Genomic DNA, 23,063 nt, shown 5'->3' with positions numbered 1-23,063 from the left:
TGAGATCACACAACTTGAATAATCTTCTAAACAAACGCCGTGCCGGTATTCTGCTTCACATCACCTCGCTGCCGGGAACCGGCGAACAGGGAGACCTGGGACAGGATGCCTACTATTTCGTCGATTTTCTTAAAAACTCCGGACTGACCGTCTGGCAAACGCTGCCTTTGGGCATGACCCACGCGGAAGGCTCGCCTTATGCCTGTCTATCGGCTCATGCCGGCAATCCTTCGCTGATCAATATCGATAACCTGATCAAGGTCGGCTGGTTGAATGTTCACGACCGCGTGTCGGAAGCCTCGAAAGAAGATAAAAGTTTTCTGATCAGAAAAGCTTATCAAGGATTTCTGGCGCGTGCGGAAGAGCATGACAAAGCCGACTTCGCTCATTTTTGCCGGGCAAAAGCCTATTGGCTCGACGATTTTGCCTTGTTTATCGCGCTTCGCGAGGAATTTGGCGGGCAATGCTGGAATCAGTGGCCCGAGCCCTACAAGGAACGGGACGTGCGGGTAATCAAGGAAGCCCGGAAACGTTTAAAGGATGCGATCGACTGCATCAAATTCGAGCAATACGTATTTTTCCGGCAATGGATGGAATTGAAAGCCTACGCCAATTTGCGCGACGTCCTGCTGTTCGGCGACATTCCCATTTTTGTTTCTTACGACAGCGCCGACGTTTGGGCCAACCGGGACGTTTTCAAACTCGACGACGCCGGGGAAATGACCGTGGTGGCCGGCGTGCCTCCGGATTATTTTTCCGCAACCGGGCAGCGCTGGGGCAATCCTCATTATAACTGGCAAACTTTGATAGAGAACGGTTTCGATTGGTGGCTGAAAAGAATGGAAACCCTGTTGGAACAGTTCGACATCATTCGAATCGATCATTTTCGTGGCTTCGAGGCGGCCTGGGAAATACCGGCCAATGAAGAAACGGCGATCAACGGCAAATGGGTGAAAGCGCCCGGCAAGCCGTTGTTGCAGGCCATCCAGGATGAATTCGGCCAGATCCCGCTGGTCGCCGAAGATCTCGGCATCATCACGCCGGAAGTTGAGGAGTTGAGGGACGAATTTAATTTGCCCGGCATGAAGATTCTGCAGTTTGCTTTCGGCAGCGGTCCCGATAATCCTTATCTACCCGACCATCATGAAAAAAACAGTATTGTCTATACCGGAACGCATGACAACGATACCACGGTGGGCTGGGCCGACAAGCTCGGCGATCATGAAAGGTACCATGTCTACGAATATCTCGGATTTCCGTCGACGACGCTGAACTGCGCGCTGATCCAGGCGGCTTTCCGGTCGGTGGCCAACCTTGCCGTCATCCCGATGCAGGACATCCTGGAATTGGGCACCGAACACCGGATGAACATTCCCGGCACTTGCCACGGAAACTGGCTCTGGCGCTTTCAATGGGAGCAATTGACCTCCGAACGCGCCGAGAAACTGGCCCACTGGGTGGAGCTCTACGACCGCAAGTGACGGGAACGGGCGCCAAGGGAGGCTTTGGCTCTTTGCCTCCCTTGCCGAAAAAGGGGCAGACAGCAAAACTCAGTCGTCGTCCTTCGGGATATCGTGGGCCTTGATCTCGGTTAATGGAATGTTGTAGGAAGCGATGATGGCCCGGATCTTCTCCTTATTTTCGGCAATCAGCCGATCCAGCATCTCTTTCCGGGCTTTGTCGCCGTTGCGCACGCCCATTGCCATCGCAAATTCCATTTTCAGTCCCGGCGTCGACTTCATGGGTATCATCGTATAGCTGTTTTTGGGGCTCTGCGAGATGACGTAGCCGGCCAGCGGACCCCATAAAATTACCATATTGATCTTTTTTGCCTTCATGTCCCTGGCAATCTGCATCGCCACGTTGTTTTCGCTGTCTCCCGACATCGATTGATAAGGAATGCCGACGTCGAGCAAGCCCTGCTGTTGCAGCCAGGCAGTACCGGGTCCGCGGTCGAACATCGCGATTTTTAACTCTTCCTGGCGCTGCAAAGGCAGACCGGCCAGCTCCGAAGCCTCCTGGACGTCGTCGAAGCCGCGTCCCTTGGCGATCAGCAAGACATAAGTCGACTGGTAGTAGGGCGCGGTGGTCAATGCCAGGTCGAAGCCCGCCGGCACGCCCATCACGACGTCGCACTTGTATTCGTCGCTGTCGACTTTGCTCTCGTCGACCGGTGCGTTCAACGTATTGCGAATAAAGCCGATGCGTTGAGGAAACCAGGTGTACTCGATGGTCTGCCCGAGTTTTTCGGCGAACAGTTCGGCGATTTTGTTTTCGAAGCCGTCCTGCTTTTTTGTCGAGTAAGGCGGATTTAACGGATCGGCGCAGACCTTGAATTTATCCGCCGCTGAAGCTGAAAACGTGCTTGAAGCCAGCAACAGGCCGGCCAGTATTGTATAAATTAGAGGTGCAGCCCTCATTAAATTCTCCCGATGTATAGCCGATAATGGAATAGTTTACTAGAAACGGAACCGCGATTTAATTAAAAAAATCGCCGCTTCGGTAAAACCTCTCGGCTCGCAAAGGTTTGCTCCGCACAAAAAAAGCCCTGGCTGATTATCATCAGCCAGGGCTTTCAGCGATCAATCCAACTCAATCGGATCGTTTTTAATTGGGCAATGCAAATACAGTCAGGGTACCGCCCAATTTGGTGAAGGAACTCAGGCTTCTGTATGCACCCACGGCACCCAAACCTTCGGATTCACCTTCGAGACCGGCTGCGATGCCGATACCTGCCCAGCCGCCGATACCCGACAGTACGCCGACATATTGTTTGCCGTTATAGCTCCAGGTGTTGACGTTGCCGATAATGCCGGAAGGCGTTTTAAATTTGTACAGTTCCTGCCCGGTCTTTGCGTCGACTGCTTTCAGGTAGCCTTCCAGCGTACCGTAAAATACCACACCGCCGGCGGTGGCAACAGAGCCTGACCAGACGGAAAACGGCTCTTTGTTGGACCATACGATCTTACCTGTTTTTGCATCATACGCAGTGAACTGGCCGAGGTTGGTCGAACCGTCGGGTTGTCCTGTCATGACGTCCGCACCGGCAGGCATCATGGTCAGGGTCGCGCCCACATAAGGCTGACCGGCTGTGTAGGAAACTTCGAACGGCTCGTAGTTCATGCACAGGTGATTGCCTGAAATGTAGAACAGCCCGGTTTGTGGAGAGTAAGACGTAGGTGCCATGTTTTTGGCACCCAATGCGGCAGGGCAGGCGCCTTCGGTAGTGACGTCTTCACCGTTGTGCTCGGTGCTGTATTTTGGCACGCCTACCGGACGGCCGGTAGTCATGTCGACATGGGTCAGCCAGTTGACCGACTTGTCGAATTTTTCGGCAACCAGCAGTTCGCCGTTTTCACGGTCCAGGGTATAGCCCACACCGTTACGGTCGAAATGTACGATGGTTTTGTGCATCTTGCCTTTGACTTCCTGGTCGACCAGAACGGTTTCGTTGATGCCGTCATAGTCCCATTCGTCGTGAGGCGTCATCTGGTAAACCCATTTCACGGCTCCGGTATCCGCGTCGCGAGCCCACAAGGACATGGACCATTTGTTGTCGCCTGGACGTTGAGTTGGGTTCCAGGTGGACGGGTTGCCGGAGCCGTAGTAAATCAGGTTCAATTGAGGATCGTAGCTGTACCAGCCCCAGGTGGTGCCGCCTCCGATTTTCCATTGATCGCCTTCCCAAGTGCCGGTGCTTGAGTTAGGACCGACCGGAGTGACTTTGCCGTCTTTCCAGGTGGTGGTTTTGCTCGGATCGATCAGCGTGTCGGAGTCCGGACCCATGCTGTAGCCTTTCCAGGCCAATTGGCCGGTCTTGATGTCGTAAGCCGCCAGGAAGCCGCGGACGCCGAATTCGCCGCCGGAGATGCCGGTCAGCACCTTGTCTTTAACGACCAACGGCGCGTTGGTGTTGGTCATGCCCAGTTTCGGATCGCCGTTTTGCACGCTCCAGATCCGTTTGCCGGTTTTGGCGTCCAGTGCGGTCAAAACGGTATCGGATTGTTGCAGGAAGATTTTGCCGTCGCCGTAGGCCAGACCCCGGTTAACGGTATCGCAACACATGACCGGAATGGTGACGTCCGCGTCTTGAGTCGGAGTGTATTCCCAGATCACGGATTGGGTCTTTTGATCTATCGCGAAAACGGTATTGGGAAAAGGTGTGTGAATGTAAAGAACATCGTTTACGACCAATGGGCCGCCTTCATGACCACGTAAAACACCTGTAGAGAAAGACCAGGCCGGCTGCAGGTTCTTTACGTTAGAGGTATTGATTTGATCGAGTTTGCTGTAACGGGTACCCGAGTAGTTGCCACCCCACATAGACCAGTTCGCAGGGTTTTGTGACAGTTGGTCAAGATCGCTGTTAGCAGTTGAAATAGCTGGCGCGGCCAAGATTGACGCCACACTTGAAGCAAGCAGCCAACTTTTTAAAGGCTTCTTCATATTTTTTTCTCCTGGTATTTTGTTATGCCACAAAATACTGATTATGTTTTTTTGACTAATATTAGTTTTGGGTGATGTTTAATGTTCTGCTCGTGATCAAAACAGGTCACTCCAGCTGCGTAGATTTAATGATTTTCCTTAAAAAGTCAACCCTTAATAGACTCGGACCGCAAGGCAAAAAGCGAAAGGCCAAAAAAATTATTATCTTGCGGATTCGGTCCGGGGCTATTTGAAGAATGAATCGCCGAACACCCTTACCGGAAATTCCGGAAAATCAGATTCGTTCGATCCTGTAACCTTCGCCGTTCCAGCATAAAACCTCGGCCGCGTCCTTTTTCCAGTCGGCCAGCACGAAGCGCTGGGCAGGCTGTTCGTCGATGCTCAAACGATGTACGGCGGGACGGTGCGTATGGCCATGGATCAGCCGCAAGCAGCCGTGTTCGCGCATCGTCCGAACCACGGTATCCGGATTGACGTCCATGATTTCCCGGCTTTTCTTCCTTTTGTGCAAAAAGCTGCGGAAGCGGTACCAGCGCGCGCCCAACAAGCGCAGCGCCAGCGGCTTCGACAGGATCGAGCGCCGCCATTCGGGCGTTCGGGATTTGGCTCGGAACGCCTGATAAGGCAGGTCGTCGGTGCAAAGAAGGTCGCCATGGGTCAAGAGCGTGGCCACGCCGAACAGATCGATCACCTCGTAATCGCCGAGCAGGACTACGCCGGTGTCCCGGCAGAATTTTTCGCCGAGCAGGAAATCGCGGTTGCCCAGCATCAGAAAAACTTTCGTTCCCGAAGCGGTGAGCCTTCTCAACTCTGTTTTGACGGCATCGTTCGGTGGCGTCGAGTCGTCGTCTCCGATCCAGGAATCGAACAGGTCGCCCAGGATATAAACGGCGGCGGCCTGGGGTGCACGCTCTTTCAAAAAACGGAGAAAACGCCGGGTGATCTCGGTTTTTTCGAGAGAGATGTGGAGATCGGAAATAAACAGAATTTCGTTGTTCATGGACAAGCGAGCGAATTGAGAAAACGGAAAGGCCGATCGTGTTGAATAAGGCGGGCCTATCATAATGGCTGCGTCCGCTTTTACCAACCGGAGTTTGTGTTGAAGATAAATTTGATCGTATAGTATGGAGTTCTTTCAATAGCAGGAATCTTTTGATGGATACCATCAGCATTCGCGGCGCCCGTACCCACAACCTGAAAAACATCGATCTCGATCTGCCTCGGGACCGGCTCATCGTCATTACCGGACTTTCCGGTTCGGGCAAGTCGTCGCTGGCTTTCGACACGATTTATGCGGAAGGACAAAGGCGCTACGTCGAATCGCTCTCCGCCTATGCGCGCCAGTTCCTGTCGATGATGGAAAAGCCCGACGTCGACCATATCGAGGGACTGTCGCCGGCGATTTCCATCGAGCAAAAGTCGACCTCGCACAACCCCCGCTCCACCGTCGGCACCATCACCGAAATCTACGATTACCTGCGCTTGCTCTATGCCCGGGCCGGCACGCCGCGCTGCCCGGAGCATCAGGTGTCGCTGGAAGCGCAGACGGTCAGCCAGATGGTCGACCAGGTTCTGGCGCAGCCGCAGGACCAGCGCTGGATGCTGCTGGCGCCGGTGATCAACGAGCGCAAGGGCGAGCATACGCAACTGCTCGACGATCTGCGCGCCCAGGGCTTCATTCGCGCCCGCATCGACGGCATCGTTTACGATCTCGACGAAGCGCCGGCGCTGGAGCCTAAAAAGAAGCACACCATCGAAGCGATCATCGACCGCTTCAAGATCCGCGACGACATCACCCTGAGGCTGGCGGAATCCTTCGAGACCGCGCTCAGGCTCGCCGACGGCAAAGCGATCGCGGCGTGCCTGGACGACGGTGCGGAACTTCTTTTCTCCGAACGCTACGCCTGTCCTCATTGCGGTTACAGCCTGACCGAGCTGGAGCCCCGCATCTTTTCTTTCAATAATCCCAAGGGCGCCTGCGGCAGTTGCGACGGCCTGGGCATCCGCGAATTTTTCGATCCGGAGCTGGTCGTGCACAACCCGGACATCAGCCTCGCGGGCGGTGCGATCCGCGGCTGGGACCGGCGCAATGCGTATTACTATCAAATCATCTGCTCCCTGGCCAAGCATTACGGCTTCGATCCGGAGCAGCCCTTCTCGGAGCTGTCCCGGGAGATCCAGGCGATCATCCTGTACGGCAGCGGCGACGAAGAGATCGAATTCAAGCTGCTCAGCGAATTCGGCTATTCCAAGAAGAAGCGACACCGCTTCGAAGGCATCATTGCCGTCATGGAGCGGCGCTATCACGAAACCGACTCGCAACTGGTCAGAGAGGAACTGTCGAAGTATTTATCACAAAAGCCGTGCAGCGTTTGCGACGGAGCGAGATTGAACATTTCCGCGCGGAACGTGTTCATCGAAAATCTGCCGGTCCATCATCTGACCGCCTTTCCGATCCGGAAGGCGCTGAATTTTTTTCAGCAGCTCAGCCTGCCCGGTAAGCGCGGCGAAGTGGCGGTCAAAATCATCAAGGAAATTCAGGAGCGGCTGGAGTTTCTGGTCAACGTCGGCCTCGACTATCTGACCCTGGACCGCAGCGCCGAGACGCTTTCCGGCGGCGAAGCCCAGCGCATCCGTCTGGCCAGTCAGATCGGCGCGGGCCTGGTCGGGGTCATGTACGTGCTCGACGAGCCTTCGATCGGGCTGCACCAGAGGGACAACCAGCGACTGCTGAATACGCTGTTCCGTCTGCGCGATCTCGGCAACACCGTGATCGTGGTCGAGCACGACGAAGACGCGATCCGTTCGGCCCAGCACATCGTCGACATCGGTCCCGGCGCCGGCGTGCACGGCGGCCGCATCGTCGCGCAAGGCAGCGTCGAGGACATCGTCAATACGCCGGAATCCCTGACCGGGCAGTATCTGTCCGGGAAAAACGGCATCGACGTGCCCGCCGCGCTGAAGCCTCCGGACCCGGACAGGCGGATCGTCGTCCGCAATGCCCGGGGCAACAATCTGAAAAACGTCGACATCGCCTTTCCGGTCGGCCTTTTAACCTGCGTGACCGGCGTTTCCGGCTCCGGCAAATCGACGCTGGTCAACGACACCCTGTTCTGCCAGGCCGCGCGCGTGATCAACCGCGCCGGCGCCTTGCCTGCGCCCTGCGACGGCGTCGACGGGCTGGAGCATTTCGACAAGGTGGTCGACATCGACCAAAGTCCGATCGGCCGCACGCCGCGTTCGAATCCGGCGACCTACACCGGGCTGTTTACGCCGATCCGCGAGCTGTTCGCGGCGACGCCGGAAGCGCGCTCCCGCGGCTACACGCCCGGACGCTTCAGCTTCAACGTCAAAGGCGGGCGCTGCGAGGCCTGCAAGGGCGACGGCGTGATCAAGGTCGAAATGCATTTTCTGCCCGACATCTTCGTCAACTGCGAAGTTTGCCACGGCAAGCGCTACAACCGGGAGACGCTGGAAATCCGCTACAAAGGCAAGAACATCCACGAAGTGCTGGCGATGACCGTCGAAGACGCGGCCGAGTTCTTCAGCGCGATACCGGCGCTGGCCCGGAAACTGCAAACGATGACCGAGGTCGGCTTGAGCTACATCACGCTGGGCCAGAACGCCACCACGCTGTCCGGCGGCGAGGCGCAGCGGGTCAAGCTGTCGAAGGAACTGTCCAAGCGCGACACCGGCAAAACGCTGTACATTCTCGACGAGCCGACGACCGGGCTGCACTTCCACGACATCAAGCAGCTCCTGGCGGTGCTGCATACCCTGCGCGACCACGGCAATACCGTCATCGTCATCGAGCACAACCTGGACGTGATCAAGACCGCCGACTGGATCGTCGACATGGGACCCGAAGGCGGCGATGGCGGCGGCCTTCTGATCGCCGAAGGCACGCCCCGGCAGGTCTCGGCAAACCCGGTCTCCCATACCGGCGTTTATCTAAAGCGGTTTTTCGAGACCGATCAGCCTGCGCAAACGGTCAAGAAAAGGGCAGCGAGTGAAGGTCACAGCGCCAGTAGCCAGTAGCTTCGCTCGGAGTGGTTGGCGTCGGTGACCGGCAATTCCCTGAATCCCAGCTTTTGATACAGATTGCGCATGCTGATCATCGAACGGTCGGTGCGCCCCAGACGGTAAGAAAATCCCTGCCGGCGCAGCTCGTCGAGCAAGGCCAGCGAAAGCCGCTCGGCGATGCCTCGGCGCCTGAAGCCGGACCTGACCGCCAGCCCGCTTACGTAAAATACCCGCCGCCCGTTCTCGCAGAGATAATCCAGCGCCGCCGTGCCGGATATGTCTTTTAACGTCTGCTGATGCCCGTTGCCTTCGCCTGCGGCCAGTTCCTTGCCCAGCACATAGCCGACGATCCGGCCGGCGTCCTGCTCTTTGGCTGCGTACAGCAGCGCGCCCTGCCGCATCAGCTCGACGCCCAGACCGAAATGGATTCGCGACGCCGAAAAATGCTCGTGCCACGGCGGCTCCCGAAACGCTTCGACGATCAGTTCGGCCAGTTGTTCGATCGCCGTGCCGGATTCGTCGGCTCGAAGGTCGGCCAGAGTCAGGCGGGTAATTTCGATGGGGTTGTTGTTTAAGGACATATTGGGTTACCTTCAGAATACAACTATTTGCCGCTGATAGTAAGGCAATGATTCCGGTTCAGAATAATATCTGGATCGGCATATCTTCCAATTTAGAACGATATGCCGTTAGCAACTGACTAACGTTACAAATTTGTTGCAAATAAGATGTAGAGTCAGGAAGATATACAGAAACTGTATAATTATTTGTTGAACTAAACCGCTGCGCGGTGCCTTGGCACAGCTCTAAATTTCCCTTTCGTAACAATAAGTCGCACACTCCTGATTGACCGCTGTTGGTCAGTCTTTAGAGGAGAAATGTGATGACTCCGTTACGTCAAAAAATGATCGATGCCATGCTGGTACGCGGCATGGCTCTGAGAACCCAGCGCAGTTATCTGATGGCTGTCGCCGAGTTGGCGAAGTATTATCATCGTTCGCCGGCTCAACTGTCGGGGGAAGAACTGCAAGGGTTCTTCCTCGCACTGGTCAAAGAACGCCACCTCTCGCCGGCCACTTGCCGCTTGTATCTGAATGCGCTCCGTTTTTTCTATCTGCACGTCCTCGGCCAGGACAGCTTTGGCGTCAAGCTGCAGGTGCCTAAACAAGAACAACGCATTCCGGAACTGCTGATGCGCAGTGAAGTCAGCCGCATCCTGGCGGCCCACGGCAACCTCAAACACCGCATGTTACTGTCGACCTGTTACGGTTGCGGACTTCGTGTCAGTGAATTGGTGTCGATTCAGATTCGCCACCTGGATGGCGAACGGCGACTGCTGCGAGTGGAACAAGGCAAAGGCGCTAAGGATCGGGCCGTGATCCTGTCGCCTACTTTATTGCAGCTATTGCGTGCCTATTGGCGTGAACTGCGGCCGCCGCAATGGCTGTTTCCCGGTGCCGATCCCCACTCGCCGTTGAGTATTGCCAGTGCGCAAAAGCTTTTTTCGGAGGCCAAACGACGCGCCGGGGTCGACAAGATCGGCGGCATTCACAGCCTGCGTCACGCCTATGCGACCCATCAGCTGGAAGCCGGCATGCCGCTGCATCAACTGCAGCATCAGCTGGGCCATCAGAATATCCGCTCGACCTTGCGTTATGTCCATTGGGTGCCGGGTTATCAGGAAAGCCGAAGCGGCGGCGACCTGTTGGCCCAACTGGAGCAGCCGTTATGAGCGGCGACGTCGGCTTGCAGGCGGTCTTCGAGCGATTTCTGCCCGCCTATCAGACGCAGCATGCGCTCACCCCGATTCAGCAAAAAGCCTGCCGGCATATCGAACAATGCCGCACCGAAGCCTTGGGTGGCCTGCGACGGCGTTGCGGGCAGTGCGGCTTCGAGCAGCCGCAGTATCATTCCTGCCGTGACCGCCATTGCCCGCAATGCCAGGGCCAAGCCCAACAAGCCTGGTGCCAACAGCAGTTGCAGGCGGTTCTGCCGGTGACCTACTATCACCTGGTGTTCACACTGCCGCATACGCTCAATAGCTGGGTCGAACTGCACCCCGAAGTGATCTACCGGTGCTTATTCCAGAGCGTTTGGGAAACCTTGGATCATTTTGGCCAAGACCCGAAACGATTGCACGGCACCCTGGGGATGACCGCGGTCTTGCATACCTGGGGGCAAAATCTGAGTCGGCATGTGCATCTGCACTGCCTGGTCGCCGGCGGCGCCTTGACCGAAGCAGGCGACTGGCATCCGGCCAAAAGCAATTACCTGTTTCCGGTCCGGGCCTTGTCCCGATTTTTTCGGGGTCGAATGGTTTGCCGCCTGCGGTACAGTGCGCAACGCGGTGAACTGCAACGGATCACGCGTCCTGCGGAAATCGATACGCGACTCCGTGAGCTCATGCAAACAGACTGGGTGGTGTACACCAAAGCCTATCTCAACCAAGCCGAAACAGTGGTCCAGTATCTGGCCCGCTACAGTCGCAAAACCGCACTCAGTAATGGGCGGATCCGGCAGATAGACGAAGACCAAGTGCATCTGCGCTACAAGGACTACCGGGATCATGACCGCAACAAAGTCATGGTGTTGGGCGGTGAAGAACTGATTCGACGCTTCTTATGGCATATTTTGCCGATCGGGTTCATGCGCATTCGCCATTACGGCTTTCTCGCCAACCGATGCCGGCGACAAAAGCTGGCGCAAATCCGGCATACTCTGCAAGCCATAGCCGAGCAAGAGATCGTCGAGCAGGAAGTTGTAAACAGTCAGCCCGTTACCGCGCCGATCATTGAAAAACCGCAGTTATGTCCGCAATGCCAAACAGGCCGTATGATCGTCGTCGGAGAGATAGCGCCCAAGCGCATAGAGTATGGCTAAGCGATAAACCGATCGGAAGCTTAAGCCAGGAACGGCACAGCCCGTCCACAGGCGCCAAAAGGCCTGGGATACCGTGCGGCCGAGAGAAAGAAAAAACCGAAAAACTAACAAATGAAGCGAACAAAATTGAATAAATCCTTCCCTCGACGGACCTATCAGAAGCTAATCGGTCAGTTACAAACAAGACTAACGTCCATAGAAAGCCGATAAATCTTGGACAACCCTGCTCGAAAACAATACAATCCCCATTAATAAAGAAGGCGGGCTAAGCCAAACATCCAGAGCGGCTTAGTCCAACACACATTTATCTGTCATGCTTGCGCACGACAGATAAAATGCTTATTTGTTAGGAGTGAAGATGTCAGACGACAATTCGACTTCATTAGTTAATCTTGGAGACTTATCCAAGCCTGCGGACACTTTGATTCAAAAAGTTTCATCCGCAATTGGTGGGGTTTTTGAGCCATGGCAAATAAAGCGTGTTGCCAAGGCCGAAGCTGAAGCCAACCTCATAAAAGCAAAATCTGAAATTGAAATTACTGAACTTCATCGTCGCGCGATGCATCGGTTTGTTGAGGAAGAAGCAAATCGACAAGAAAACATGGAGGAAATTACAAAAAAATCTATACCGCATTTGAAACAAGAATCAAAGCCGGAGCAGATGGAAGATGATTGGATTGCGAACTTCTTCGATAAGTCAAGAATAATTTCTGATGACGAAATGCAAACTCTTTGGGCAAAAGTATTGGCTGGTGAGGCTAATTCACCAGGTACATATTCCAAGAGAACAGTTAACCTATTTAGCGATTTAGACAAAAAAGATGCATTGCTATTCCAATCTTTATGTCGGTTTGGTTGGTTTATCGGAAACTTTACCCCGCTGGTCTTTGATCCTCAGGCAGAGATATATAACAAAGTAGGAATAAATTTTGAGAGTTTGTCACATTTGGATAGTTTAGGCCTTATCCAATTTAATGGAATCGCGGGCTTTAGTAGGCAGCGCTTGCCAAAACAATTTGTCGTAGGTTACTGTGGGCAGCCATTGGCTTTAACAATGCAGAAAGATACAGACAATAATCTTGAGCTAGGAAATGTGCTCCTTACGCAAGCTGGAAAAGAGTTGGCAAGTATTATTAACGCTCCCGGCGTGGAAGGCTTTGCTGACTATGTTAAAGAAAAATGGCGTGCGTATCTGCCAGAAGCGCAAATCTCCTAACATGGCGCTCAATCCGAACCGCTTCCGCCCCGCTCCAGCGGTCGGCTTAGCTTTACGTTAGACACATCATAGATATAGGAACAAAATGGTATCTCCAAAATTTGTAGCCAAAATTGAATCGGAAGACCCCACGTTGAGATTAGCGGTTCTTATTGATGCCGATAATGCACAAGCCACCGTCATTGAAGGACTTTTAGCCGAAATAGCCAAATTTGGTGAAGCCACTGTTAAACGAATCTATGGAGACTTCACGGCACCAACCAGCGCATCATGGAAAAAGGTATTACAAAAACATGCAATAAAGCCAGTACAGCAATTTGCCTATACTACAGGCAAGAATGCAACGGATAGCACATTGATAATTGATGCTATGGATTTACTTTATACACGCAAATTCGATGGGTTTTGCCTTGTTACCAGTGACAGCGATTTTACCGGTTTAGCAATGCGACTTAGAGAAGAAGGGCTAACTGTGCTTGGCTTTGGTGAACAAAAAACACCAGACGCATTCAAAAATGCGTGTCACAAGTTCATTTTCACTGAAGTGCTACGACCTTCCGCTCAGACTGAATCTACTGTATCTTTAACAGAGAACGTGAATCAGCAAAAAGCCTCCGCTTCTCCCGTAATTAGCGAATCCCCTAATCCACTACAGCCAGTTTTCCCAAAAGAGTTTGTATTGGATGCGCTAGAGCAATCAAGTGATGATAGCGGCTGGGCGCATCTTGGAACTTTTGGAAGCTATCTAAATAAACTGAAATCAGATTTTGATTCGCGCACATACGGATATAAAAAACTTTCTGATCTCGTAAAAGCAATGTCGGATATTTTTGTAACTGAGGAACGAGCCGTAGATGGTTCTGACTACAAAAATTTATATGTCCGAGCAAAGTCCGAGACGAAAGTTAACTTAAATACCTAACCCAACGCTCCAGTTGACCGCCGCTAACGCGGCGGCAACTGAGATTTAAGTTAGGTGCGAAAAACAGAGGGGGGCCTGTGAGTTCAAGCGGCAAAGAAGTCACATTGCAGATATCAAATGTCGTTGCCCATGTCGATGGCCATTGGCTAAGGAATTACGCAGCAGATTTCCTCGCCGCTGCTCGAGCTTTTCAAGCTCCTGAGCATCGGTTTTCCCCTGTTCGGTATTACTTGATCTGTCATTCCATTGAACTGGCGTTGAAAGCATTTCTTTTCACTGCCGGATACAAGAAGAAAAATCGGAAGAAGCTGAATCATGATTTGGTGAAGGCGCTAGATGCCGCAGAAGGAAACGGCTTGGCGCAATATTTCGAAATTTCTCACAAAGAACGAGAATCGATCGAAAAGGCGAACAAGCTGTATCCAAGAAAAGAGTTTGAGTATTTCGAAAGTCTGGAAACTATCTACGATCCACACGATTTCGAACTCGATGTGCTTGAAGGGTTAGCACAGAGGCTTATTGAGAAGATCGAAGCGGCGATCAAAGTAACAATCTTTGAATAACTTGCTCAGCTTGAAGGCGTGAATGAGGGAAATGCACCTAACACATCGCTCAAAGGGACACTCCGCCGCGATGCGGCTCCGCGCTCCTTAGCTCGGCGTTGGGCCTCATGAAAACAGAACGCAATCGGAACGAATGGCTAGATGAGTATCAAGGGTTCAAGAAGTACTTGAACCAGTGTGTCATGTGCCAAACAACCGGATACGACCCAGTCAAGATTGAGGTTAAAGAGGGGCTGTATTTCAAGCCAGATAGTCTAACTAAAGCTCAACTTGTGGGTCAAGATTGAGGTTAAAGAGGGGCTGTATTTCAAGGACAAGGCCATGGAGTACTTCCATCCACTCACCGTCAACGAGATTGGGCTTTGTCCAGACTGCGCTGAGCGGTTTGAGTCAACACAGGGCTTAGCGCCGTGAGGCCTAACAATTCATTCAAGCCGACGCCGCTTCGCGGCGCGGCTTAATTCAAGCGTTTTCAAGGGATCGAAATGTCATTAGAAAAACCTGAACAATTTGAATTAAAGGTTCTCGAACAATTTCTCAGAGAATTTGAGCGGTTGGAGAACCCTGCAAAAAATTTCATAAGCCCAAGAGTTTGGTGTCTTATCGCTGCAATCTTATTATTAGCGGCGAGTTTTTTACTGAATCGAATTAATCTTTTTGGAGCATATTGGCAAGGAGCCCTTTGCGTAATGGCGGGAATTTTTGCTGCTTACGCTGGAATTCTTGGTTACTCGTCGGCGAGTATGCGGATAATCCGTCCTTACATTGACATTGAGCGATTGCAATTACGCCAGAAAGCTTTGGAAGGTTCATTGAATGAAAAAACATAACAAGCGCATAAACACGGACCACAAAAAGCTACGCGATGCTTCGCTTTTTGTGTTCGGGTATGCTTTACGTTAAATTTCCTCGATTCGGCCTGTGTTGACAGATGAGTATAACCAAGGTTATACTTTGACTCATGAAAACTGCAATATCTATCCCAGACCCAGTATTTCAGGCGGCTGAAACCTTAGCCAATCGGCTAGGGGTATCTCGTAGCGAGCTGTATTCAAAGGCCGTTGAAGCCTTTATAGAGAAGCATAAAAATCAAGGGGTCACTGAAAAGTTGAATGAAATTTATTCTGCTCAGAGTAACTCTCTTGGCGAAGACTACTATCAACTCCAAAGGCGTTCTATAGACCAGGATGAGTGGTAGTGAAAAAAGGTGAAATATGGTGGGCTTCGTTAGGTGAGCCACGAGGTTCCGAACCTGGTTTTCGTCGTCCAGTCGTTGTCGTTTCTTCCAATGAATTCAATAACAGCAAGATCAACACCGTTCTTGCTGCCGTAATTACTTCAAATGTTCGCCTCGCAGATGCGCCAGGCAATGTGTTGCTAGAGAAAAAGCACTCAAAGCTGGCAAAAGATTCTGTTATCAATGTCAGTCAAATTATTACGCTAGACAAAAAGTATCTAACTGAGAAGGCATCCAAACTAAGCACTCAACACATAAATGCGCTAAATGACGGCCTAAAATTGGTTATGGGGTTGTAAAATTCAACAATGTGTTTCAAGCCCGCAAGATAATGGTATGGACTCCTCCCTTTCCCAAACGGCATCGCGGATTCAAGTCGACCGATTCCGTTGTTACGAACCGGAGCGAACAAAAATCAATGGCGGGGGTCGTATTGATAATCGCCCGGTCTCTAATAAATCAAGCAAGTAGCAAGTAGGTGCCATCGGGACTTCGATTATCCGGCCTGTGCGAAGCCCGGTGAAGCGGTGCCAGAATGGTACGAATTTTGTCGCATATTGACGCGGAAATATTGGCCGAGCCAATGCCCTTCGGCTGCGAGCGCGTCATTGACTCCGGTTTCGGGCGGCTCATCAAGATGGAGAACTGGCATGATGAAGCAAGCAAAGAACACGGTTTGCCTTTGGTACGATGGCGGCGCCGAGGAGGCGGCGCGTTTTTACACCAAGACCTTCCCCGATTCATCCGTTGGCGCGGTACACCGCGCACCGGGAAATTTTCCGTCCGGGAAGCAAGGGGATATGTTGACGGTCGAATTTACCGTGATGGGAATTCCCTGTCTCGGGCTCAATGGCGGACCCAATTTCAAACACAACGAAGCCTTCTCGTTTCAGGTCGCAACCACTGACCAGGCCGAAACGGATCGTTACTGGAATGCGCTCGTCGGCAACGGCGGCGAAGAGAGTGCGTGCGGCTGGTGCAAGGACAAATGGGGCTTGTCCTGGCAGATTATGCCGCTGGCTTTGACGGAGGCGGTAACCGATCCCGACCGCGCTGCCGCCAAGCGCGCATTCGATGCAATGATGCAGATGACAAAGATCGACATCGCTGCAATCGAGGCGGCGCGCCGCGGTTGAGATTGCGTCTTCGCAGGACCGTAGAGCTATAAGGAAGGGCTGCGGCACGAAGCCCATCAAACAATGCGATGAGCTTCCTTCGTCGGCCCATCCTGCACAAAGCCTGGTAGGGTACGCATCGCGTACCATTTTCAAATTTTACTCATGAATCAAACAGCAAGAAAGGTACGCGGTGCGTACCCTACGATTGTTCGACATCGCAGGATGCGGTCAAGCATCAACCTCGTGCGAATTGAAGTTAACGATTCCGTTGTTACGAATCGGCGCGAACAAAAGCCAATGGCGAGGGTCGTATTTGTAATCGCCCGGTCTCTAATAAATTCAGAGGATCAGGTTTTTAAAGCTGCAATTTTTCGGCTCACGCCCGGCATTCGAGCGTTTGGTCAACTCAGGGGGACGCGACATGATCCTCGAATTCAAGCAAAAACGACTCCGCGTCGATCTTAACGAACAGGAAGAAAAGCTGTTTCAGGTATCGTCGCCTTACCTTGACAATACCGACGACGAATTGGTCGTCAAAAACTCGTTCTTCAGCGATGAGCGCGTGGTCCGGGATGCGCACCGGTACGACTTGCGCTTTCAAAACGGCGGGTGGCGCTTTACCGCTCCGGGCGGGCATGCGCTGTCCAGATTCGCTTCGAATCAATTCGATCAAGAGCCGAAAAGGCGGCCGAACCAGATCCTTCTCTTGCTGGAGTCGCCCCACAAGGACGAATACTCCGCCCAGGTCGCTGCAGGTCCCGCGCTCGGCGCTTCCGGCCGCAATATCTTCGTGTACTTTCCGACTCATGTGCTGCCGATTCTGATGAGTCTTGGCTTGGTGCTGGACCGGGATCACGACTACAGCTTCTGCCTTGTGAATCCGGTGCAATATCAGGCCTCGCTGGTAGACATCCACAAGGAAAGCCTGGTCAAGAACCTGCGCGACAAGGTGTGGATGGCGCTGTGGCCCGAATGCAGGGAAGAGTTTATCGACCGGCTGGAACGGTACCAGCCCGCCATCCTCGTCAACGGCTGCACTTCGACGGTCAAGGCCGAGCTGAGGGGCTTGCTTTCATCTCTTGAGTCGGCGGCGCAACGTTTCGAAGTGACCCATCCGGCCGCCTGGCAGAACGCCTTTGCCGGCTTCAAAAGAGCCTAACGACCACTCAAGCCATTTTGTCCAGATGCTTGAACAACAGCAGGATGATCGCGGCCGGGATGATCGCCGCGGTCAGCTCCCAGTAACCCATCGCCACCAGAACGAGCTGGTTGATGATCAACACCGCCGAATACAGCAGCGCCGCCCAGCGCTTCAGCAGCCACAGTCCGATAAGGCAGATCAGGCTGATCGCCACCGAGCCGGAAAAATAGATCGGATAAACGGCGCCGGCCTGTTTCGCCATCGGCGACAGGATCAGGTTCAGCATCTGCACGGCGTTGATCAGGCCGATGACGCAGATGGCGGTAATAATGAAGGGTTTGTCGGGATTCCAGCGGGTGGTTTCGGTCATGACAGGATTCTCCAGGCTTTTTGGAGCGGATTGTTCACCAAAATGTTCGCGCTGGCAAGGGGGGGCGTTGATTTAATGCCGGCGAGAAGGAAAAGCGGAATCGAGAGAAGAAAAGCCGGAGATTGACAAGGCCCGTCCCCGGCTTCAAAGAGCTTGAGCGTTTTTTCCGGTCAGACGTACTGCCGTTCCAGAGCCGCCGGCTGCGCCATGAAAAACTTTTTAAACCACGGCATGAAGCTCGCGGTGATCGGAATCGAATAAAAACAGTAGATCGCGGCCGCTTCACCGGTGCTGACGCCGAACAGCCATTGCGGCATGAACAGCGTCAGAAGCGCCATCACGCAGTGGTAGCTGGCGATTTTCCAGTTGTTTTTCCAGACGAAGCCGCTGAACGCCAAACCGAACAGGGAGCCCCAGGTAACCGCCAGGCCGAAGGCGCTGGGGATGGAGTAGCCGATATGGTATTTGCCCATGAACAGGCAGGCGATCATGTTGCCGATGAAGTTCGGTTGAATTGAGCCCAATTGCCATTCTTTCGGCAGAAAGGTAAAAATCAGGAAAGGTCCGCTCAGCGCCAAACCGAGTTGAAAGGCGCGTTTCAGCGCGGTCGGGTCGGAGGAGTAGGTCGCCAGCGCCGGCATGATCGCGAGCGCCTGAAGGCTGATATGGTAAGTCGACAGCTCGCTGAGAAACAGATTGGTGCCGTAACCGCACTCGTTGGCGACGGGGTAGGCGAAATACTGGATGAGTTCCATCAGCGAAAAATGGAAGATCGCATAAGCTCGCGCCGTTCTGACCCAAAACGCTTCCTCTTTGTCGAGAAAAGTGATTCCCGAGGCGGCAAAGCCGATAATGCCCAGCCCCAGCGACATGTTTGCACTAAAACACATAGCTAATCCTATAATTTTGAACGATGATCGACAGAAGACGCCGGCCTTGCAGCCGGCAGACAGTTATTCTAATTGTTGTTTCAGATTCTGGAGAAACAATGGCCGTTCAAGAGCGGCTGTTCCTATTTCAATCGTTAAAAAAGGCGTGAGGAAAATTCGGCACGCCTTTAATAAAATCGCGGTGTCGCCGGGAAAGCCGAATCGGAAAGAAGGCGGCTTCGGCAGGAGATTCGGAATGACTGGATCAGGCTTTTACCGCGTTAACAATTTCATTGAAAGCTTCGACTTTGGCCTTGCCGATTTTAGCCAGGTCGATGCCGGTGTCGACGATCATTTTGCAAAGTCCGGGAGTCTTGTAGACGATCATGCCCAGATAGCCGATCACCGGAACGGCGATGACGGCGCCGATGAAACCGTGCAGGCCCACCAGACCCATCAATTTGATCAGCAGGGCTACGGCATCCAGAGGCAATAACACCATCGCTCCGAAATAAGTGATGACGACGAATGTGAATACCACAAAAACGACAAACTGAAGCAGTCTGACCAACGCGACGTTAACTTTTTTCATATACCTTTCAATTTCCTGAGAGAATTTCAAGTCCCGTTTAAACAAAGAAAGACGTTCGGCCGCAGGGTAATGGCCGATAAGTCCCGAATTTTATTGGGGCAATTATATCGAAAGCCGGCCGATTGATCCATCTTTATTCCTCGGCTTGTGGTTTGATGAAATAACGGTAGAGCAGAATGCCGGCTATGAAACCGCCCAGATGCGCCCACCAGGCGACGTCGACCGAGACTCCCTTGAACACCACCGACGTGGTGGCGTTGTGCAACTGGATGATGACCCATATGCCCAAAAAGGCAATGGCCGGCACGTTGAAGATGAACGGAATGAAGGGGATCGGCAGCAGGATCACCCGGGCCATGGGGTAAAGAAAAAAATAGGCTCCCAGCACGCCGGCCAGGGCGCCGGACGCGCCCACGACCGGAATCTCCAGGGTCCGGTCGAAATACCACTGTAGATAAGTCGCGAACAGGCCGCACAGGATATAAAAAATCAGAAAACGAACCCGCCCCATGCGGTCTTCCACGTTATCGGCGAAAATCCACAAAAACCACATGTTGGTGATCAGGTGCAGCCAGTTGCCGTGCAAAAACAGGTTGGTCAGGAAGGAGAGATAGCCGTCGAACGGCAAACCCTGCGCCAGGGCCCAATCCGGATTGGAATAACGCAGCGGCACCATGCCGTACAAATGGATGAGCCGGTAGCTCACCTCGTAGGGTAGCCATTGCATGACGATGAAAATGACCGTGCAAACCACGATCAAAGACCAAGTGACGACAGGTCGGGAATGGCAGGGAGCGGTATCTCGAATCGGTATCATGGTTCCTTCTTGGTTACCCGGTTGCAGTGAGGCGCGCCGGAAATCGATCCGAATCCGGCCGATGCTCGTCGACTTAGCTTAACATCATAAATTTAAATGGCAATTCATGCATCTGTAAATCGTTTTTACCGGGCCCGGCCTTCGGGAATTGGGATACAATAACGCGCTTTACCCCGTTTTCTCCAATTTTAATCATACATGCAAACCGAAACCTTCGACCGGCCGCTTTCGTTTTCCGCGCTGTCTTTGCATCCGTCCTTGTTGAAGGCGCTTGATGAAGCCGGAATGGCTTCTCCCACGCCCGTGCAGCAACAGGCCGTTCCGCCGGCCCTGGTCCATAAGGATCTTTGCGTCAGCGCCGCCACCGGCAGCGGCAAAACCGCCGCCTTTCTGCTGCCCGTGCTGCACCGTGCGTTGGCCGAGGCCGCCGGGAAGGCCGGCCCTTTCGCGCTCATTCTGGCGCCCACCCGCGAACTGTCCCGCCAGATTTACGATCAATGCCGGCAATTGTCGGCATGGACCGGGCTCCGGACAGAACTGGTCACGGGGGGCGATGATTTCAAAAGCCAGCAGAAACGGCTTCGGCAAAAGCCGGACCTGATCATTGCGACTCCGGGACGCCTGCTGGAGCTGGCGAGCCAGGACACGCCCGACCTAAGCCGCCTGCGCATGCTGGTATTGGACGAGGCCGACCGCATGCTCGACATGGGTTTTAGCGACGAGGTGCTGGCCATCGTCGGCCGCTGCAATCCCGAAAGGCAAACCCTGCTGTTTTCGGCTACGCTCAATCACCGGGGCGTCAAGGGGATCGCCGACCGGATTTTGCAGGCTCCAGAGATCGTCGCCGTCAACACCCTGCACGAGGCGCACGCCCATATCGAGCAGCAGATCGTGCTCGCCGACGATCCGGTGCACAAACAAAAACTGCTGGCCTGGCTGTTGCTGAACGAGCCTTACGATAAAGCGCTGGTCTTCGCCAACAGCCGCCTTCAGGCCGAACGGCTGCAGGGGCCGTTGCGGGGGCAAAAGCTGCGCGTCGGCGTTCTTCACGGCGAAATGGAGCAAAAAGACCGCAACCGGGTCATGACCCTTTTGCGCGAGGGCGCGATTTCCGTTTTGCTGGCTACCGACCTGGCCGCACGCGGTCTGGACGTCGCGGGCATCGATTTGATCGTCAACTTCGACGTGCCGAGAAATGCGGTCGATTATACGCACCGCATCGGCCGTACGGGGCGCGCCGACGAAACCGGCCGCGCGATCACGCTGGTCGGTCCGGGCGAATGGAATTTGATGGCGGCGATCGAGCGGTATTTAAAACAGCGTTGCCAGCGCCGGACCATCAAGGAACTGGAGGGCGCCTATCAGGGGCCGAAACGGGTAAAGGCTTCCGGAAAGGCGGCCGGCAGCAAAAAGCCGGCCGCCGTGAAAAAAGCTGTGGCCGAAAAAATCAAAAAAAGGCACAGGGATACGAAAAATATCGGAAAACGGCGGGCGCCCAGCCGCAAGACACCGGAGTCAGCGGCGGAATGACGGCCAATCCGGAGCACATGCCTTCATGCTCTTCGGCCTTGCCCAGCAAAATGCCCGCCTATTTCCGCAAAAACAAATTGATCAGAAGGCTCAGGACGATGCTGACGATCAGCATCGACACGAACGGAATGAATACCACGCTTTTTTCGTTGTCGATACGGATATCGCCCGGCAACCGGCCGAACCAGTTCAGAAGGCCCGGTGCATAAGTCAAAATCAGCCCGACGACGATCAAAACGAGGCCGATCGACGTCAGTAATTTGCCAATGGTCATAAGACACTCTCCTCTGTCCGGTTGATTACGTTTTAAATTGATTAGATCGGGGAATCAGGCGAATGACTGCATTTTATTTAAATTGCGCCCACGGCGTAACGAAAAAGACGCCTATCGATCGTTGCCGACAGCGTATTCCGGCTGGGTATATCGAAGAAGGGGTTCGGATAGCAACGAGATAAGATGGGCCGGAAACAACAATGTCCAATGCTTTGTTTTAATGCTTTTCAAGGGTGGCTGTCATGCTCGAAATCGTTTCGCTGCCGGTGTTGACCGACAACTACATCCATATCCTTCATGATCCGGCGTCTCTGGAAACCGCCGCGGTCGATCCGGCGCTGGCGCCGCCGGTGCTGGAGTTTCTGGAGCGCAAGGGATGGCGCCTGACCGCCATCTTCAATACGCATCACCACTGGGACCACGTCAACGGCAATCTGGAGCTCAAACAGCAGACCGGTTGCACGATCATCGGGGGATACGAAGACCGGGACCGGATTCCCGGCATCGACCGCGCCGTTCGGGAGGGCGATACCGTTTCGCTGGGCCGGCACCGGGCCGGCATCCTGTTCACGCCCGGCCACACCCGGGGGCACATCGTTTATCATTTTGCCGAAGACCGGCTGCTTTTTTGCGGCGACACCTTGTTCGCCATGGGCTGCGGCCGCCTGTTCGAAGGCACCGCCGAACAAATGTGGCATTCTTTACAGAAGTTGAAAGTCCTGCCCGGCGATACCCGGATCTATTGCACTCACGAATACACCCAGGCGAACGGACGCTTTGCGTTGACGGTGGAGCCCGAAAATCCCGCGCTGCAAAGACGGATGGAAGAGGTCGAACGGCTGCGGCGGCAAAACCGGCCGACCGTGCCGACCACCGTGGCGGAAGAGCTGGCGACCAATCCGTTTTTCCGGGAAGACAGCCCGGAATTGCAAAAACACGTCGGCATGAGCCGGCGGCCGCCGATGGACGTTTTTGCCGAAACCCGGCGGCTGAAGGACCGTTTTTGAGCGCTTGTCGGCAACAGGCAAGGATTCGGGCGATGCCGGTATCGTGGACGGTTCCAAC

The 23,063-nt window shown here is 53.8% G+C and carries 23 protein-coding genes; 14 read left to right on the top strand and 9 right to left on the bottom strand.

All coding sequences use genetic code 11. The features are described 5' to 3' along the window. The first annotated feature begins 14 nt into the window (after positions 1–14). Entirely contained in the window at positions 15–1,481 is a 1,467-nt protein-coding gene (gene malQ, locus A3OW_RS0115200; RefSeq protein ID WP_020564306.1) for a 4-alpha-glucanotransferase, read from the top strand. Positions 1,482–1,550: 69 nt separating this feature from the next. Here the strand turns inward: malQ and A3OW_RS0115195 are convergent, their stop codons facing one another. The 3 genes from A3OW_RS0115195 to lpxH all read right to left on the bottom strand — a co-directional run bounded on the left by A3OW_RS0115195 (position 1,551) and on the right by lpxH (position 5,446). After that, on the bottom strand, positions 1,551–2,420 hold the full coding sequence (locus tag A3OW_RS0115195) for a quinoprotein dehydrogenase-associated putative ABC transporter substrate-binding protein (RefSeq protein WP_020564305.1): 870 nt from the start codon (positions 2,418–2,420) through the stop codon (positions 1,551–1,553). 187 nt (positions 2,421–2,607) lie between these two features. Beyond that, entirely contained in the window at positions 2,608–4,446 is a 1,839-nt protein-coding gene (locus A3OW_RS0115190; RefSeq protein ID WP_026223635.1) for a methanol/ethanol family PQQ-dependent dehydrogenase, read from the bottom strand. Between the two features lie 274 nt (positions 4,447–4,720). Further along, positions 4,721–5,446: a UDP-2,3-diacylglucosamine diphosphatase gene (gene lpxH, locus A3OW_RS0115185; protein WP_020564303.1), complete on the bottom strand. Its 726-nt coding sequence runs from the start codon at positions 5,444–5,446 to the stop codon at positions 4,721–4,723. A gap of 155 nt (positions 5,447–5,601) precedes the next feature. On the opposite strand from lpxH, the gene uvrA reads away from it, so the two are divergent. Then, positions 5,602–8,484, top strand: coding sequence for an excinuclease ABC subunit UvrA (gene uvrA / locus A3OW_RS0115180; protein WP_020564302.1), 2,883 nt, complete (start codon positions 5,602–5,604; stop codon positions 8,482–8,484). Here the strand turns inward: uvrA and A3OW_RS26530 are convergent. Continuing rightward, positions 8,463–9,050 (bottom strand): GNAT family N-acetyltransferase, encoded by a 588-nt coding sequence (locus A3OW_RS26530; RefSeq protein ID WP_020564301.1) that lies wholly within the window; start codon positions 9,048–9,050, stop codon positions 8,463–8,465. The two genes, uvrA and A3OW_RS26530, sit on opposite strands and share 22 nt — an antisense overlap. A 302-nt stretch (positions 9,051–9,352) precedes the next feature. Between A3OW_RS26530 and A3OW_RS0115170 the strand changes: the two genes are divergently transcribed. The 10 genes from A3OW_RS0115170 (at position 9,353) to A3OW_RS0115120 (ending at position 17,564) form a co-directional block, all read left to right on the top strand. Further along, positions 9,353–10,201, top strand: coding sequence for a tyrosine-type recombinase/integrase (locus tag A3OW_RS0115170; protein WP_020563895.1), 849 nt, complete (start codon positions 9,353–9,355; stop codon positions 10,199–10,201). Beyond that, positions 10,198–11,349 (top strand): IS91 family transposase, encoded by a 1,152-nt coding sequence (locus A3OW_RS0115165; protein WP_020564300.1) that lies wholly within the window; start codon positions 10,198–10,200, stop codon positions 11,347–11,349. The genes A3OW_RS0115170 and A3OW_RS0115165 overlap by 4 nt, the downstream gene beginning before the upstream one ends. A 358-nt stretch (positions 11,350–11,707) precedes the next feature. Further along, on the top strand, positions 11,708–12,565 hold the full coding sequence (locus A3OW_RS0115160) for a DUF2806 domain-containing protein (RefSeq protein ID WP_020564299.1): 858 nt from the start codon (positions 11,708–11,710) through the stop codon (positions 12,563–12,565). 85 nt (positions 12,566–12,650) lie between these two features. Continuing rightward, on the top strand, positions 12,651–13,487 hold the full coding sequence (locus A3OW_RS0115155) for an NYN domain-containing protein (RefSeq protein ID WP_020564298.1): 837 nt from the start codon (positions 12,651–12,653) through the stop codon (positions 13,485–13,487). Between the two features lie 77 nt (positions 13,488–13,564). Then, positions 13,565–14,050, top strand: coding sequence for a hypothetical protein (locus tag A3OW_RS0115150; RefSeq protein ID WP_157385913.1), 486 nt, complete (start codon positions 13,565–13,567; stop codon positions 14,048–14,050). A gap of 485 nt (positions 14,051–14,535) precedes the next feature. Beyond that, complete coding sequence (locus A3OW_RS0115140) at positions 14,536–14,880, top strand: hypothetical protein (protein WP_020564295.1); 345 nt, start codon at positions 14,536–14,538, stop codon at positions 14,878–14,880. Positions 14,881–15,011: 131 nt separating this feature from the next. Then, positions 15,012–15,248 (top strand): hypothetical protein, encoded by a 237-nt coding sequence (locus A3OW_RS0115135; protein WP_020564294.1) that lies wholly within the window; start codon positions 15,012–15,014, stop codon positions 15,246–15,248. Then, complete coding sequence (locus tag A3OW_RS0115130; protein ID WP_020564293.1) at positions 15,248–15,586, top strand: type II toxin-antitoxin system PemK/MazF family toxin; 339 nt, start codon at positions 15,248–15,250, stop codon at positions 15,584–15,586. The genes A3OW_RS0115135 and A3OW_RS0115130 overlap by 1 nt, the downstream gene beginning before the upstream one ends. A 351-nt stretch (positions 15,587–15,937) precedes the next feature. Further along, positions 15,938–16,423, top strand: coding sequence for a VOC family protein (locus tag A3OW_RS0115125; protein ID WP_020564292.1), 486 nt, complete (start codon positions 15,938–15,940; stop codon positions 16,421–16,423). A 403-nt stretch (positions 16,424–16,826) separates the two neighbouring features. Next, entirely contained in the window at positions 16,827–17,564 is a 738-nt protein-coding gene (locus A3OW_RS0115120; protein WP_020564291.1) for a hypothetical protein, read from the top strand. Between the two features lie 7 nt (positions 17,565–17,571). On the opposite strand, the gene A3OW_RS0115115 is transcribed toward A3OW_RS0115120, so the two are convergent. The 4 genes from A3OW_RS0115115 to A3OW_RS0115100 all read right to left on the bottom strand — a co-directional run bounded on the left by A3OW_RS0115115 (position 17,572) and on the right by A3OW_RS0115100 (position 20,194). Further along, positions 17,572–17,916, bottom strand: a complete 345-nt coding sequence (locus A3OW_RS0115115; protein WP_020564290.1) for a hypothetical protein — start codon at positions 17,914–17,916, stop codon at positions 17,572–17,574. A 170-nt stretch (positions 17,917–18,086) separates the two neighbouring features. After that, positions 18,087–18,806 carry a DUF5765 domain-containing protein gene (locus A3OW_RS0115110; RefSeq protein WP_026223634.1) on the bottom strand — a complete coding sequence of 240 codons (720 nt, stop codon included), beginning with the start codon at positions 18,804–18,806 and terminating at the stop codon, positions 18,087–18,089. A gap of 244 nt (positions 18,807–19,050) precedes the next feature. Next, positions 19,051–19,377 carry a hypothetical protein gene (locus tag A3OW_RS0115105; protein WP_020564288.1) on the bottom strand — a complete coding sequence of 109 codons (327 nt, stop codon included), beginning with the start codon at positions 19,375–19,377 and terminating at the stop codon, positions 19,051–19,053. 133 nt (positions 19,378–19,510) lie between these two features. Next, positions 19,511–20,194: a rhomboid family intramembrane serine protease gene (locus tag A3OW_RS0115100; RefSeq protein ID WP_020564287.1), complete on the bottom strand. Its 684-nt coding sequence runs from the start codon at positions 20,192–20,194 to the stop codon at positions 19,511–19,513. A gap of 198 nt (positions 20,195–20,392) precedes the next feature. Here A3OW_RS0115100 and A3OW_RS0115090 point away from each other — a divergent pair, with 198 nt between their 5' ends. Further along, positions 20,393–21,724 carry a DEAD/DEAH box helicase gene (locus A3OW_RS0115090; RefSeq protein ID WP_020564285.1) on the top strand — a complete coding sequence of 444 codons (1,332 nt, stop codon included), beginning with the start codon at positions 20,393–20,395 and terminating at the stop codon, positions 21,722–21,724. A 58-nt stretch (positions 21,725–21,782) separates the two neighbouring features. On the opposite strand, the gene A3OW_RS0115085 is transcribed toward A3OW_RS0115090, so the two are convergent. Beyond that, positions 21,783–21,998: a DUF2905 domain-containing protein gene (locus A3OW_RS0115085; RefSeq protein WP_020564284.1), complete on the bottom strand. Its 216-nt coding sequence runs from the start codon at positions 21,996–21,998 to the stop codon at positions 21,783–21,785. Positions 21,999–22,240: 242 nt separating this feature from the next. On the opposite strand from A3OW_RS0115085, the gene gloB reads away from it, so the two are divergent. Further along, entirely contained in the window at positions 22,241–23,005 is a 765-nt protein-coding gene (gene gloB, locus A3OW_RS0115080; RefSeq protein ID WP_020564283.1) for a hydroxyacylglutathione hydrolase, read from the top strand. Positions 23,006–23,063: the final 58 nt, after the last annotated feature.

This window comes from Methylosarcina fibrata AML-C10, assembly GCF_000372865.1.
Lineage (GTDB): Bacteria > Pseudomonadota > Gammaproteobacteria > Methylococcales > Methylomonadaceae > Methylosarcina > Methylosarcina fibrata.
Note: the sequence above shows the minus strand (reverse complement) of the source record. Positions and strands in the feature narration are given on the sequence as shown.